Below are 14847 nucleotides of genomic sequence, written 5' to 3' on the forward strand. Positions count from 1 at the left end.
CAACACTTTTATCATAAAATATAATATATTACGCCATAAACGTATTTATAAATATGGTAGAGTATAGCACAAAAAAAAATTAATTTAACAATTATAATATAATAATTTTACACTATATTTACTTTTTGTATTATGATTAAATATATCTTAACATTTAAATACTAACCAACAGTAGAGTAAAAATAAAAAATTATATATAACTAATTTACTCTACAGTAAAAAGACATTATCAAAATGTAATAAAAACTATGACAATTATTTTTAAAAATTTAATAAAATAGCACTAAATCATTACCTGCCTGTAGTCAGTGAAGTTGTTATATTCGGTCATATTATCCCCCCTTTTTTATCTACATTTCAGGTGATTACTCTCTCTATTTATACTGACTATTTAGCATAATTTTCGATTCTTTCGGCTTATTAAGATATGACCAATCAGAAATATTACTGATGATAAAGAGTTTGCTTTAAAAGTCCTATTATTTCTAAAATTAATCATTTTTATTGTTTAAAAATTTAGCATTAAATGAAAAAAATAAGATTAATTTTTTTCATAAGATCACTAAATCAAACTGTTTTTATTCTAACTGTCTGATAATTAATTAATAAATAGAGAAAGGAAATAATATGCGGATAGTTTTAGCGATTTTGTTGGTGTTTTGTTTAACTGCATGTCATGTTCGTACGGCTGATCAGGCTTATAACGAAGGGCAATATGTGGAAAGTATCAGTTTATTAACCGCTAACATAGGTGAAAAAGGAGCGGCAAAATTTAATGAGGAAAGTGCCGAAAAGTTACGAGTTTTGGTTAGTAATGTGATGAAACATTACGAGACAATCATTAATAGTAGTGCTAGTACTGATTATCAAGCACGTATTGATAGTTATGAATCGCTTCGAAAAATCAATTTAATGTTAATTAATCGTTTTTATAGTCAAACTGTCGCATTTTTTAACGATAAATATCCAGTGAATAAATTAGATCAACTTATTGCAAAAGAGTATTACGATTATGGTAATTCGATAAAAGGTACGGATAGTGAAAGTTACAAAATAAAAGCTGACTTATATTTAAAAGGTTCAGAACGGTATAAATATAAAGATATTTTTACTTTATATAAAAATGCTAAAAAGCAACATTTGGATATTGAAGCAAAACAACACTATGATTTAGGTAAAACGTTTTCGCAACAGGGTAGTTATCATGAAGCATCCCTAGAATATCTTAAAGCTTGGGAAGTTTATAAGCCAATAGGCGAATATAAAGATAGTTTTAAACTCTATGAGGATAATAAAAGAAAACATGTTACTGCGCTAGCAAAAGAGTATTATGAAAAAGCCTCGTCACTTGAAAAAATAGCTTATAAACGCGAAACTTATCGTGAAGCGGCTAAATTTTATGAGGCAGCCAATTCAGCCTATGAACAGTTCGGTTCATACCGTGATGCCAGCGCTAGAGCGAGTCGTTGTAAATTAAAGGGACGCGTTAATGTGTATGTTAAAGATTCCGACTATCTTAGCTGGGTAAAACAAGTTTTTAACGCTAATTATATATACTTTGTTGATCATAGTTCACAAGCTAATATCATTATAGATATTAATGCCAAATCTGACTATATTCATATGAAACCGTATGAAAAAAATGAAGTAAAAACAGAAAAATATGTAGAAAGAATGAGCGAAAAAACCGATGATAAGGGTAATAAAATTAAAGTTCCAATTTATAAAGAGCAAAAATTCAACTTAAAGACTATCACTCATTCAAAAAAATACATTTTTACTACTGATATCGAAATAACCGGAGAAATCAGTAATTCTAAACGTTTGATAAGCGAAGCCATCTCTTCTAAAACGGATTATATCTATTCGGGCGATGTTCCAAGTAAATTTCATAACTCACAAGCAGGCGAGTGGAAGTCCAAATCAACGTTAAAATCTGAAGCACATTATACGCAAGGTGAGGATATCAGAAACCATTTAAAACAATTTATTGATAAGATGAGTTCTTTATAATAATTGTTAATTATCGCTCAAAAATAGAATCCCACAAAATTGATAATGTGGGTTTTTTTATTTTAATCGTCTTTTAGTATAACTTAACGTCTGATATGGATTAATTGATACCTTTTAATTTATTAAATGTAATCGTGCGATTATCTAAAATTTAGCACCTTAATTATGATCAATTTAACTCTGACAATTTAGTTAAAAATTATCATTGTCATTGCTCAATCCAATCACAGTCTTATATAAAATATAACTAACCTATATCCTATGATTATTAAGATAATTTTCATTTTAATTTATTCTTGCCAATTATTCTGAATCAGCTTGAATAAACCTTAAAAATTTGGTAGTTTACTGTTAGTTATTTTATCATTTAACACAAATAAAGAAGGTAATTTTTATGACAATCAAAGTAGGTATTAATGGATTTGGCCGTATTGGTCGTATTGTTTTCCGTGCTGCACAAAAACGCTCTGATATTGAAATCGTTGCTATCAATGATTTATTAGACGTTGAGTATATGGCGTACATGCTTAAATATGATTCAACTCACGGTCGTTTTGACGGTACTGTTGAAGTTAAAGATGGCAAATTAATCGTTAACGGTAAAACAATCCGCGTTACAGCTGAAAGAGATCCTGCAAACTTAAAATGGAACGAAGTGGGTGTTGATGTTGTTGCTGAAGCAACAGGTTTATTCTTAGATGATGCAACTGCTCGTAAACACATCCAAGCGGGTGCTAAAAAAGTTGTTTTAACTGGTCCTTCTAAAGATAGCACGCCTATGTTTGTTATGGGTGTTAATGATAAAGATTATGCTGGTCAAGATATCGTATCTAATGCGTCATGTACCACTAACTGTTTAGCGCCTTTAGCTAAAGTAATCAATGATAACTTTGGTATCGTTGAAGGCTTAATGACAACTGTTCATGCAACTACAGCTACTCAAAAAACGGTAGATGGTCCATCTCACAAAGATTGGCGTGGTGGTCGTGGTGCAGCACAAAACATCATCCCTTCATCAACTGGTGCAGCTAAAGCAGTAGGTAAAGTTATTCCTGAATTAAACGGTAAATTAACTGGTATGGCTTTCCGTGTTCCAACTCCAGATGTTTCTGTTGTTGACTTAACTGCTCGTTTAGCAAAACCTGCTAAATATGAAGATATCTGTAAAGTGATCAAAGCGGCTTCAGAAGGTCCAATGAAAGGCGTTCTTGGTTACACTGAAGATGATGTTGTTTCAACTGATTTCTTAGGTGAAGTTTGTACTTCTGTATTTGATGCAAAAGCGGGTATCCAAATCAGCGATACTTTCGTTAAATTAGTTTCTTGGTACGATAACGAAGTTGGCTATTCAAATAAAGTTTTAGATTTAATTGCGGTTGTATCTAAAAAATAATGACTAATTTTTAGTTTTTTAAAAAGTGACCAAATGGTCACTTTTTTTTCGCTTAAATCTTATAGCTTTACAAAATAAAAACGCTCATTTTTTAAAAATGAGCGTTTTCACTAATATATATACTACGATATTAATTAGATTACGACAACTTCTGATGCCGCTGGTCCGCGAGGGCTATCTTGAATAGCAAATTCGACTTGTTGACCTTCAGCTAGAGTTTTAAAACCTTCCCCCGAGATTGCTGAAAAGTGAACAAATACGTCTTTGCTCCCATCGGTTGGTGTGATAAATCCAAAACCTTTACTCTCGTTAAACCATTTTACTTGGCCTGTTTTCTTATTCATTTACTAGATATCCTAACAATAATTAATATTTTGCCTTTAAGGCACGTATAGACTTTTATGCAATATAAATTAATCAACTTACAAACTAGATGATGCGTTAAAAACACCCCCTAATTGTTAAACGTTTTCATAAAAAAATATTGCTTCATAAGTCTGTTACTATTACCGCATAATTTATAATCGAAAGCAAGATATTAATGACAATTTTTTCATCTTAGGATGAAGTTTTTTATAAAATTTTTAGATATAATGGTTAAATTTGATAAATAGCAAATTATTGAAGGGTTTTTGATTTAAATTTATTTCGAAAGTAAAGATTATTTAAGCAGATTAAGGCATGTAAGATGTAAATTTAAAAATTAGTATTAACGATTACTTTTAGGTTTCTTTTGAATACATTGTTTTATCGTTTCTTTATATCAAACGTTTACATACGTTTTAACTATAGGTTTACAACTTACTGTTAAAGATGTGAATCACAATGTGGTTAATTATGTCATTTATGTCATATAAGGCTTGCAACTTGCCTTATTGAGATAAGATTGCCAGCGCAAATTATCTAAGCTAAATAGCACTAAATTGGATATTCACTTATTTTTCATCTCATCTGTTAAAAAGGCATTGTTATTGATTTAATTACTTTCTGCTATTCTTTATTTAAAAATAAAAGCTATAAGTAAAGACTTATAGCTTTTAATTAACCATTATTATGAAAATTGATAGCAAATATTAATTATTTTTTAGCTCTCTCAAAAGATTCAATAATTTCTTTGCGAGCAGCATCGGCATTTTCCCAACCGTCAACTTTTACCCATTTTCCTTTTTCTAATGCTTTGTATTGTTCGAAAAAGTGTTTAATTTGAGATTTTAGTAATTCAGGTAAATCATCCACATCTTTGATGTGATCATACTCTTTAGATAATTTAGTATGTGGTACGGCAACTAATTTAGCATCTTGACCGGCTTCATCAGTCATTTTTAATACACCAACAGGACGGCAACGAATCACTGAACCAGGTTGTAATGGATACGGCGTTGGAACTAAAACGTCAACAGGATCGCCATCAAGCGATAATGTGTTATTAATATAACCATAGTTACATGGATAAAACATTGCTGTTGCCATAAAACGGTCAACAAAAACTGCACCTGTATCTTTGTCTACTTCATATTTAATTGGATCCGAATTTGCTGGAATTTCAATTACTACATAAATATCATCCGGTAATTCTTTACCTGCTGGTACATTTAAAAGTCCCATTTTTGTATCCTCTATCTTGGTTAATAATTTACAATATTGTTTCTGATATGAAATGAGCGAACATTATAAAGATTATTCGGCGTTGCTCAATTCTTTTAAGTATTGAAAAATCTGTTTGGCTGTTTTTGGTGGTTTATTGGATTCTCGTTCTTTTTTAGCCTGACGGGCAAGCGTACGCAGTTGTTGTCTGTCTGCTATAGGAAAGAGTTCGATAATTTTTTCTGCATCACCTGTTTCAATCAATTCGTCACGTAACTTTTCAAGTTTATGAAATAAGGCAACTTGTTGGTTATGACGGTTTTTGAGCTTGTCTAAAGCTTGCGTGATAGGATCGATATTGCGGCTACGAAGCAATTTGCCAATATATTGTATTTGTCTTCGATATCCCTCTTTTTTGATTTTTTGAGCAAGTTCGATAGCATAAAGTAAATCTTCATCAAGGGGGATTTTAGTCAGTTCATTTTTGCTTAAATTAACCAATTCGACACCCATTTTTTTCAAAATTTCGGCATCTCGTTTGATTTCACTTTTACTGACATAAATAATTTCATCATCCATATCAGTATCAAATTCTTGGTTAATGATTAAATCTTTAGGGTTATTCATAGGATTTCTTTTGTTAATAGTTAACTAAAATTGAATTCTGGCTTATTATAACGTATCACTAGCAGAATTGTAGAAAATAATAAAATGAGTATTGAACAGATTAAAAAAGATGCCCAAAGACAACAAGATAAGTTATCAAATATTGTTGCTCAAGCTATTGAACTGGCTAAACCTCGTGTTGATTCAGTTGAAGTTTCAATTAACCAAGCAACTGGTATTGGTGTAAGTACTCGACAAGGGGAAACTGAAAATGTTGAATTTAATAGTGATGGTGCATTATCTATAACCGTTTATAAAGAACAACGCAAAGGAAATGCATCAACTAATGATTTATCGCCACATGCAATAAATCAAGCTATCGATATGGCAATTAATATTATGCAATATACTTCTGCTGATCCTTGTTCTGGTTTAGGAAACTTAGATCAGATGGCATTGAATCCTCCTGATTTAGACCTTTTTTATCCCAGTGATTTAGACGTGGATAAGGCTATTGAGCAGGCAAAACAAGCTGAGCTAGCGGCCCTTGCCAATGCTGACATTATGAGTAGTGACGGCGGTTATTTTAGTAGTAAATATGGTGTGTATGTATATGGTAATAGTCTTGGTATGTTACAAGGCTACTGTGCAAGTTCTCATTCGTTGTCTTGTACAGCGATTGCTGAACAGGCGGGAAAAATGGAACGAAACTATGCTTACACTTCATCGCGTGATATTAAGGCACTCAAATCTCCTAGTTGGGTTGGGCAGCAAGCAGCAGAAAGAACAATTGCGCATTTAGGGGCTAAACAAATTTCTACCATGCAAGTACCCGTACTGTTTAGTGCAGAAGTTGCAGTTGGATTAATAAGGCACTTAGTGGGTGCAATTAGTGGCGGTACAATCTATCGCAAATCATCATTTTTACTTGATAGCGTGGGTAAACTGATTTTTCCTTCATGGCTAACTATTTTTGAAGATCCACATATTTTAAAAGGTGTTGGTTCATCGCCTTTTGATAGTGAAGGAACCAAAACAATTAAACGAAATATCATTGAAAACGGTGTATTGCAAACCTACTTGCTTAGTCATTATTCAGCCAGAAAGCTTGGTTTAACATCAACAGGTCATGCGGGAGGAATTCATAACTGGCTTGTATCGCCAAGTGAGCATGATGCTGATTTTAAAACCATGTTGAAAAAATTGGATAAAGGGGTTGTGATTACTTCGCTTATGGGGCAAGGTGTGAATAATGTAACGGGCGACTATTCACGTGGTGCGACAGGTTTTTGGGTTGAAAATGGTGAAATTCAATATCCAATAAATGAAATAACCGTTGCTAATAACCTAAAAGATATGTATAAAAATATTGTGGCAATAGGGAATGATCTTGAAACACGCAGTAATATTCAATGTGGTTCAATATTAATAGATAAAATGAGTATAGCAGGGAAATAGGATGAAAAATGGGAAAGTTAGTCAGTAGTACGTTTTTCCAAAAAATCACATTATGGATGCCAGGACTAATCAGTTTCTTACATTATAAACGTGAATATTTAAACGCAGATATAAAAGCAGGATTATCCGTAGCCGCGGTATCCTTACCGGTATCGATTGCTTATGCTGAGCTAACAGGTGTTGGTGCTATTGCGGGGCTATACTCAACTATTTTACCGCTTATTGTCTATGCCCTTTTTGGATCGTCTAAACAGTTGATTGTAGGGCCCGATACCGCAACGTGTGCGGTGGTTGCTGCGGTTGTTTTTCCTTTAGCTGCAGATGATCCCATGTTACGTTGGCAGCTGGTGGTGCTGCTGACAATTATGATTGGTATTTGGTGTATCATTGCCGGCAAATTTCATCTTGGCGCCTTAGCAGATTTACTCAGTCAACCTATCTTAATTGGGTTGTTAAATGGTATTTCTATTACAATCATTGTCGATCAATTAGCGAAAACATTTGGTTTTCATTATGACTATTCTTACCTTATTGAACGTGTGGTTTATTTACCGGTTAAGCTTTATCAATCACATTTAGGCACGACATTTATATCTTTCATAACATTATTGATTCTCATTGCTTTTAAGAAATATAAACCACGTTACCCGGCACCACTTTTTGCCGTTGTGATAATGACTTTATTTTCATGGCTGTTTAATTTTGAACATTTTGATATCCACATTATTGGTAATGTAATTGGTGATTTTATACCATTGGAAGCTTGGATTGATTTTGATAAAGGGTTAATGCGTGATTTAGTTGTTCCCTCATTGAACATTGCTGTTATCTGTTTTGTGAGTATGATGATTACCGTACGAAGTTTTGCAACAAAAAATAATTATGAAACAAATGCCGATGTTGAATTTAAGGCATTAGGCATGGCAAATATTGCAGCAGGTCTATCACAAGGATTTGTTGTAAGTGGGACTTCGTCACGAACGGCGGTGAACGATGCGAATGGTGGAAAAACTCAGCTTGTATCGATAATCGCTGCGGCATTAATAGGATTTGTGGTACTCTTTTTGTTGTCACCGTTACAATATATTCCAACAAGTGTCCTTGGCGTGATTTTGATATATTCCTCGATCTCGCTAATTAATGTACAAACAATTTTGCGTTTTTTTAAATATGACCGTGACGCATTTTATTTAAGCTTAGCAACATTTATTGCGGTATTACTTATCGGTATTATACCGGGTATGGCTTTAGCGGTATTATTAGGCATCTTTTTGTTTCTACGTCGCGTTTTTCGACCTAAAGATCAGTTATTAGGGGTTGATGATGACGGACGAATTCATTCATTAGGCAAAGATGTTAAACCTGTTAGTAATACGATAATTTATCGATTCAATTCACCTTTAACGTATTTCAATATTGCTTATTTTAAACGAAGAATCATTAGTTATATTGACGAATCAGAGCAACCTGTTAATTATGTTATCGTCGATGCGATTCCTTGCTTTACTTATAAAGATGTCAGTGTATTATCGGGTATTAACGAATTAGTTAATGCATTAAAAGTACGTAATGTGGTTTTAATCTTATCAGGTAGACGCAAAACCCTTAAAAATTGGTTTAAACAAATGAATATTACCCCTGATCATGATTACATTGAATTTACTTACGATCTCTATTTTGCTGTTAAGTTAGTTCAAAGTAGGGAACATATGGACAATAAAAATGAAGACGAGGATACGGATTAATTAACGCCCCCTTTTTTGTTCAATTAATGATGTCAAAAGGTGCAGAACCATGATGAATAGGAACAATAATCACGTTAAGATCGAAATGATAAGTACCGGCGATGAAATTTTATATGGTCAAATAACCGATACGAATGCAGCTTGGCTTTCTGAACTATTTTTTCAAGAAGGTATTTTAATCACGACTCGCCACACAGTTGGTGATAATCTTAACCAGCTTACCCAAACATTACAAGAACGTAGTCTGATCAATGATATCATTATTGTTAATGGGGGGCTTGGGCCAACCAGTGACGATTTAACAGCACAAGCGGCAGCTTTAGCCAATCATGAAGCACTGGTACTCAATCAGCAGTGGTTGACACAAATTGAACGTTATTTTGCCAGTTGCGGTAACGTGATGCCGTCAAGCAACCTTAAACAAGCTTTATTGCCGCAAAGTGCTGTATTAATTGATAATCCAATAGGAACAGCCTGCGGATTTAAAATGCACATCAACGGCTGTATTGTGTTTTTTACGCCTGGTGTGCCTGCTGAATTTAAAGAGATGATCAAAACTCTTGTATTACCAGAAATTAAATTATCCTTTCCAAAATTAGAAAAAACGCTCTGCTATCGATTAACTATTATCGGGCGCACTGAAAGTGATTTAGCCACCGAGCTAACATCTAAATTAGATATTCCAAAAGATATCGTGATTGGTTATCGTGCTGCGATGCCTATTATTGAATTAAAATTTAGTGGTCCTCAACACAAAAAAGACACGTTGGATAGTTTATGGCGAAAAACTAAATCTATTGTTGATGACAATTTGCTTTACGAAGGCATGATTAGCAAAGACAGTGAACTCGGTTTAGCCAAAGTTGTTTCAGGGCTATTACATGAAAAAGATTTAACTATCGCAGTGGTCGAACAACAATCAGCAGGGATAATTAGTTATCAATTATTTGAAACCGATGCACCCATCGCAAAATCAGAAGTGATTCCATTATTATTTGAAGATCCCAAAGATTATCTTTGGCATATTATGACCCAATATAGAGCTGATATTGTATTAGGTATGGTTAATTTTAAAGAAAAGAACAGTCAATTTACGTTAATCATTACCACAGCAAAGCAAACTATCCAAGTTAATTTAAAATATATTGGTCGAAAACTTTCACGGCATGAAGAGTTACAAACTTTTTCAGCAATAGCGTTAGATGCTTTACGTCGTTATTTGTTAAATAAACCAATAATTGCTTCTAATGCTTGGCTCGATATTTTGGATTAAGTTAAACGATAATGTGATGTTTTTTAGACTGGGAATGGTTAATTTTAACTATCTTAACAATAGTATGATATTAATATAGACAATTCCCCACAAAATTAAGTAAAATAACGGATCTTCCAAATTACATAAACTAGTAAATACATTAGAGGTAAAAATGGCTCGAGTAACTGTTCAAGATGCTGTAGAAAAAATTGGTAATCGCTTTGATCTAGTTTTAGTTGCAGCAAGACGCGCACGTCAATTGCAAGTTGAAAACAAATCACCATTAATTCCAGAAGAAAACGATAAAGAAACCGTTGTTGCTTTACGTGAAATTGAAGATGGTCTTGTTAATAAACAAATTCTTGATACAGCTGATTTTCAAGCTCGTCAGGAAGAAGAAGCAGAAGTGCGTTCTACACTGCATGAATCGATCCTTCTTGAAAATACGCCATCATACGAATAAGCGCTATAGGAATTGCCTATGCAATATTTTGATAGCTTAAAAGAGGTTGTAGCATCTTATCTTCCACCCAAACAAGTTGAACTTATTAAAGATGCTTATCTTTTTGCTCAGAAAGCACATGAAGGGCAATTTCGATCTAGTGGTGAACCTTATGTCACGCATCCTGTTGCTGTGGCATCAATTTTAGCCGATATGCGGCTTGATTATGAAACCATCATTGCTGCACTATTACATGATACGATTGAAGATACACCAGTTACTTTCCAAGATATCACAAATCATTTTGGTAAACATGTTGCAGTGTTAGTTGAAGGTGTATCCAAACTTGATAAATTAAAATTTCGTAATCGACAAGAGGCTCAAGCTGAAAATTTTCGGAAAATGGTGCTCGCCATGACCGAAGATGTGCGAGTGATTTTAATTAAACTGGCTGATCGTACGCATAATATGCGAACACTTGCTGCATTAAGACCAGACAAACGCCGTCGTATTGCAAAAGAAACGCTTGAAATTTATGCTCCATTAGCTCACCGTTTAGGTATTCACCATATTAAAACTGAACTCGAAATTTTAGGATTCACGGCGATGCATCCTAATCGAGCCAAAGTAATTGAAAATGTGATAAAAGCAGCTCGAGGTACACGTAAAGAATTAATTCAACAGATTTTATCGGAAATACGTGGTCGTTTAGCTGAAGCAAATATCGAGGCGGAAGTTGAAGGATTAGAAAAAAATATCTACGTGATTTATCAAAAAATGCAAATGCGTGAACAGCATTTTCATTCTATCATGGATATTTATATTTTTCGGATCGTTGTGAAAGATGTTGATGCCTGTTATCGTGCACTTGGTCTTGTTCACAATCTGTATAAACCTCGCCTTAATCGCTTCAAAGACTATATTGCAATTCCTAAAGCTAACGGTTATCAGTCATTGCATTCTTCATTAATTGGACCACATGGTACGCCAGTTGAAGTGCAAATACGTACTGAAGATATGGATCAAATGGCTGAAATGGGTGTTGCCGCACATTGGGTTTATAATGCCAATGATGAGCTGAATAATACAACGGCGCAAATCAAAGCACAGCGTTGGATGCAAAGTCTATTAGAGTTGCAACAAAGTGTGGGTAACTCTTTTGAATTTATTGAAAATGTGAAATCTGACCTGTTTCCGAAAGAAATTTATGTTTTTACCCCTAAAGGAAGAATAGTACAGTTACCGGAAGGTTCAACCGCCGTAGATCTTGCTTACGCTGTCCATTCTGATATTGGCTATCAATGTATCGGCGCAATTGTTGACCGAAAACCTTATCCACTTTCACAGCCATTAAGTAATGGTCAAACCGTTGAAATTATCACGTCGCCTGAAGGTCGTCCGAATGCAAATTGGCTTAATTTTGTTGTGAGTGCTAAAGCCAGATCACGTATTAGACAAGCGTTAAAAATGTTAAAACGTGATGATGCAATTGAATTAGGTAGAAGACTATTGAATCTGTCATTATTAAAAACAGGTGGCATCAATTCACTTAAAGCTAAACAAATTGCGAAAATTGTTGAGATAACGCAGTTACAATCTTTTGATGATGTCTTAGCCGAGATTGGTCTTGGTAATATAATGAGCCATTTTATTGTCAAAGGGTTAGAACACAAAGAATTGTTTCAAAATAACAACGACACAAATAAAACCTTAGTCATTACTGGTAGTGAAGGGGTTTTAGTCACATTTTCGAAATGTTGTCATCCAATTCCCGATGATCCGATTGTCGGTCAAGTGAGTCCTGAAAAAGGATTAATTGTCCATCATGAATCATGTCGAAATGTCACGGGATACCAAAATAATCCTGAAAAATACATCTCTTTAAAATGGGCGACTGATATCACTCAACAATTTGTTGCTGAAATATGGGTAGATATTTCCAACAACCAAGGAGCACTTGGGCATATTCTTTCAATTATTAATGATGAAAAAGCGCATTTGCAATGGCTTAATACCGAACAGAAAGATCGACAAATTTATACAGTCATTTTGCAAGTTGAAGTTAAAAATCGTCAGCAGCTCAATGAGTTAATGCGTAAAATTTCATTGCAGCAAGATGTTGTAAGTGTCTCACGTAATATTAATAAGCGATGATGGCAAATCGATTTTTAAGTCAGGTTCCGATAATAAAATTGAGCGGAATTGGCTCTAACCTTGAAAAAAAATTCAATGCATTAGGTATCTATACTGTTCAAGATCTTTTATTACACTTTCCGTTACGTTACGAAGATCGCACCTCATCTTGTCCTATAAGTGAGGTTGCTATTGGTGAGCACACTACCATAGAAGGTCGAATCATCAAGTGTGAAGTGGTGCTTAGACGTCGACAAATGTTAATTTGTCATATTCAAGATGATTCGGGCATAGCAATATTAAGATTCATGCATTTCAATGCAGGCATAAAAGCAAGTTTAGCATTTGGCAATTGGGTTAGTGCTTATGGTGAGATAAAAAAAGGAAAATTAGGCGCTGAAATTATTCATCCTCAATATAAAATTATTGCTAATCCAGCAGACAAATCTAAAAAATTATTGGATGATCAAGAAAAATATACCCCAGTCTATCCAACCACCTATGGATTAACTCAAAATGTCATTCGTAAATTAATTGCTTCTGCGTTATTACTGTTAAAACGTAATCCACCCAAAGAAATTCTGCCTAAGTCAATAGCAAATCATTTTTTACCAGCATTGGAATCATTAAATATCATTCACAATCCTCCAATTGGTACCGATATCACTCAATTATCTGCAGGGGAACATCCTGCTATCAAACGTTTTATTTTTGAAGAGTTACTTGCTTATCATCTGAGTATGTTAATGCTAAAAGTCGATAACCAAAAACAGCAAGCCCGTATTTATCGCCCAACGCAACAATTTATTGAGCCTTTTTTAGCCTCGTTACCCTTTAAACCCACTAACGCACAACAACGTGTTGTACACGATATCTATCACGATATGGCAAAACCTGTCCCAATGATGCGATTAATTCAAGGGGATGTGGGATCTGGCAAAACATTAGTCGCGGCTTTAGCGGCATTAAATGCGATTGAAAATGGTGCGCAGGTTGTCTTAATGGCACCGACCGAGATATTAGCTGAGCAACATTATAATAACTTTAAACAATGGTTTGATCCTTTGGGTATTACCGTTGATTGGTTATCAGGGCGTTTGACTGCTAAAAATAAAAGATTGCGTTACGAACAAGTAAAAAGTGGAAATATTAGATTGTTAATTGGCACACATGCCGTATTTGTTGATAAAGTTGAATTTGCTTCGTTAGGTCTGGTGATTATCGATGAACAGCATCGTTTTGGTGTGAATCAAAGACTGAGTTTGTGGGAAAAGGGAATCAAAGATAATGACTATCCTCATCAGCTAATTATGACAGCTACTCCGATTCCCAGAACATTAGCCATGACGGTATATGCTGACTTAGATGTCTCTATCATTGATGAGTTACCCCCGGGGCGCACACCTGTCACAACTGTTGTGATTCCAAATTCTCGGCGTGATGAAATTATTGAACGCGTTAATCAAGCTTGCCTGGAAAATCGTCAAGTCTATTGGGTTTGTACATTAGTCGAAGAGTCGGAAACATTAGATGCTCAAGCCGCTGAAATACTGGTTGAAGAGCTCAAAGAAAAAATGCCACATTTAACGATTGGGCTGGTTCATGGCAAAATGAAGTCGGACGAAAAACAATCGGTAATGCAGAATTTTAAACAAGGTGTCATCCAATTGCTCGTCGCCACAACGGTCATTGAAGTGGGTGTCGATGTGCCAAATGCAAGCTTGATGATTATTGAAAATGCGGAAAGATTAGGTCTGGCGCAATTGCATCAATTACGTGGTCGTGTAGGTAGAGGAACGGCGGTATCTCATTGTGTATTAATGTATCAAGCCCCATTAAGCAAAGTTGCACAAGCAAGAATGAAAGTCATGCGTGACAGTAATGATGGTTTTGTGATTGCGCAAAAAGATTTAGAAATACGTGGTAGTGGGGAGATTTTGGGCACGCGTCAAATGGGGATAGCTAGCTTCAAAGTTGTGGATTTAATCCGTGATCAACATTTGATAAGTCAAGTTCAAAAAGCCTCTTATTTTTTACAACAACAACACCCCGAAAGTGTGAAAGAGCTGATTGACTGTTGGCTTCCGGATAGACAAAAATATATTAATGCCTAGTATTTTCATTTTCTTATTAGTTTATTCATAAAAACAGATAGATAATTTCAGTGAATTGATTCCACATTTATTCATGGCAGAGAATATAAAAAGTGGACATTGAA

At 34.4% G+C, this 14847-nt stretch carries 11 protein-coding genes; 8 read left to right on the forward strand and 3 right to left on the reverse strand.

The window, feature by feature from the left end; translation table 11 throughout:
- Nucleotides 1-627: 627 nt before the first annotated feature.
- Both ACGH6P_RS08260 and gapA read left to right on the forward strand, forming a co-directional pair.
- Entirely contained in the window at nt 628-2013 is a 1386-nt protein-coding gene (locus tag ACGH6P_RS08260) for a hypothetical protein (protein ID WP_411597238.1), read from the forward strand.
- A 394-nt stretch (nt 2014-2407) separates the two neighbouring features.
- On the forward strand, nt 2408-3406 hold the full coding sequence (gene gapA, locus ACGH6P_RS08265) for a glyceraldehyde-3-phosphate dehydrogenase (RefSeq protein WP_065559241.1): 999 nt from the start codon (nt 2408-2410) through the stop codon (nt 3404-3406).
- A 134-nt stretch (nt 3407-3540) separates the two neighbouring features.
- Here the strand turns inward: gapA and ACGH6P_RS08270 are convergent, their stop codons facing one another.
- The 3 genes from ACGH6P_RS08270 to yjgA all read right to left on the reverse strand — a co-directional run bounded on the left by ACGH6P_RS08270 (nt 3541) and on the right by yjgA (nt 5617).
- Entirely contained in the window at nt 3541-3750 is a 210-nt protein-coding gene (locus tag ACGH6P_RS08270; RefSeq protein WP_065559242.1) for a cold shock domain-containing protein, read from the reverse strand.
- Between the two features lie 733 nt (nt 3751-4483).
- Nucleotides 4484-5011, reverse strand: coding sequence for an inorganic diphosphatase (gene ppa, locus ACGH6P_RS08275; protein WP_065559243.1), 528 nt, complete (start codon nt 5009-5011; stop codon nt 4484-4486).
- A gap of 72 nt (nt 5012-5083) precedes the next feature.
- On the reverse strand, nt 5084-5617 hold the full coding sequence (gene yjgA, locus ACGH6P_RS08280; protein ID WP_411597239.1) for a ribosome biogenesis factor YjgA: 534 nt from the start codon (nt 5615-5617) through the stop codon (nt 5084-5086).
- A gap of 84 nt (nt 5618-5701) precedes the next feature.
- Here yjgA and pmbA point away from each other — a divergent pair, with 84 nt between their 5' ends.
- From pmbA to recG, 6 genes are all read left to right on the forward strand, one after another.
- The gene (gene pmbA, locus ACGH6P_RS08285) at nt 5702-7054 is read left to right on the forward strand and encodes a metalloprotease PmbA (protein WP_411597240.1); all 1353 of its coding nucleotides are present in this window, start codon (nt 5702-5704) and stop codon (nt 7052-7054) included.
- Between the two features lie 8 nt (nt 7055-7062).
- Nucleotides 7063-8799 carry a SulP family inorganic anion transporter gene (locus ACGH6P_RS08290; protein ID WP_411597241.1) on the forward strand — a complete coding sequence of 579 codons (1737 nt, stop codon included), beginning with the start codon at nt 7063-7065 and terminating at the stop codon, nt 8797-8799.
- 49 nt (nt 8800-8848) lie between these two features.
- Nucleotides 8849-10072, forward strand: coding sequence for a CinA family nicotinamide mononucleotide deamidase-related protein (locus ACGH6P_RS08295; protein ID WP_411597242.1), 1224 nt, complete (start codon nt 8849-8851; stop codon nt 10070-10072).
- A gap of 154 nt (nt 10073-10226) precedes the next feature.
- On the forward strand, nt 10227-10517 hold the full coding sequence (gene rpoZ / locus ACGH6P_RS08300; protein ID WP_220216796.1) for a DNA-directed RNA polymerase subunit omega: 291 nt from the start codon (nt 10227-10229) through the stop codon (nt 10515-10517).
- Between the two features lie 18 nt (nt 10518-10535).
- On the forward strand, nt 10536-12650 hold the full coding sequence (gene spoT / locus ACGH6P_RS08305; RefSeq protein ID WP_267351382.1) for a bifunctional GTP diphosphokinase/guanosine-3',5'-bis pyrophosphate 3'-pyrophosphohydrolase: 2115 nt from the start codon (nt 10536-10538) through the stop codon (nt 12648-12650).
- Nucleotides 12650-14743, forward strand: a complete 2094-nt coding sequence (gene recG / locus ACGH6P_RS08310; protein ID WP_411597243.1) for an ATP-dependent DNA helicase RecG — start codon at nt 12650-12652, stop codon at nt 14741-14743. The genes spoT and recG overlap by 1 nt, the downstream gene beginning before the upstream one ends.
- Nucleotides 14744-14847: the final 104 nt, after the last annotated feature.

Origin of the sequence: Gilliamella sp. CG25, assembly GCF_046635705.1 — a bacterium.
Taxonomy (GTDB): domain Bacteria; phylum Pseudomonadota; class Gammaproteobacteria; order Enterobacterales; family Orbaceae; genus Gilliamella; species Gilliamella apicola_I.

Coding starts and splice junctions, on each gene's coding strand:
- yjgA (WP_411597239.1), bottom strand. CDS start 5,617: ATGAATAACCCTAAAGATTTAATCATTAACCAAGAATTTGATACTGAT.
- gapA (WP_065559241.1), top strand. CDS start 2,408: ATGACAATCAAAGTAGGTATTAATGGATTTGGCCGTATTGGTCGTATT.
- ACGH6P_RS08270 (WP_065559242.1), bottom strand. CDS start 3,750: ATGAATAAGAAAACAGGCCAAGTAAAATGGTTTAACGAGAGTAAAGGT.
- ACGH6P_RS08260 (WP_411597238.1), top strand. CDS start 628: ATGCGGATAGTTTTAGCGATTTTGTTGGTGTTTTGTTTAACTGCATGT.
- rpoZ (WP_220216796.1), top strand. CDS start 10,227: ATGGCTCGAGTAACTGTTCAAGATGCTGTAGAAAAAATTGGTAATCGC.
- ppa (WP_065559243.1), bottom strand. CDS start 5,011: ATGGGACTTTTAAATGTACCAGCAGGTAAAGAATTACCGGATGATATT.
- ACGH6P_RS08290 (WP_411597241.1), top strand. CDS start 7,063: ATGGGAAAGTTAGTCAGTAGTACGTTTTTCCAAAAAATCACATTATGG.
- pmbA (WP_411597240.1), top strand. CDS start 5,702: ATGAGTATTGAACAGATTAAAAAAGATGCCCAAAGACAACAAGATAAG.
- ACGH6P_RS08295 (WP_411597242.1), top strand. CDS start 8,849: ATGATGAATAGGAACAATAATCACGTTAAGATCGAAATGATAAGTACC.
- recG (WP_411597243.1), top strand. CDS start 12,650: ATGGCAAATCGATTTTTAAGTCAGGTTCCGATAATAAAATTGAGCGGA.
- spoT (WP_267351382.1), top strand. CDS start 10,536: ATGCAATATTTTGATAGCTTAAAAGAGGTTGTAGCATCTTATCTTCCA.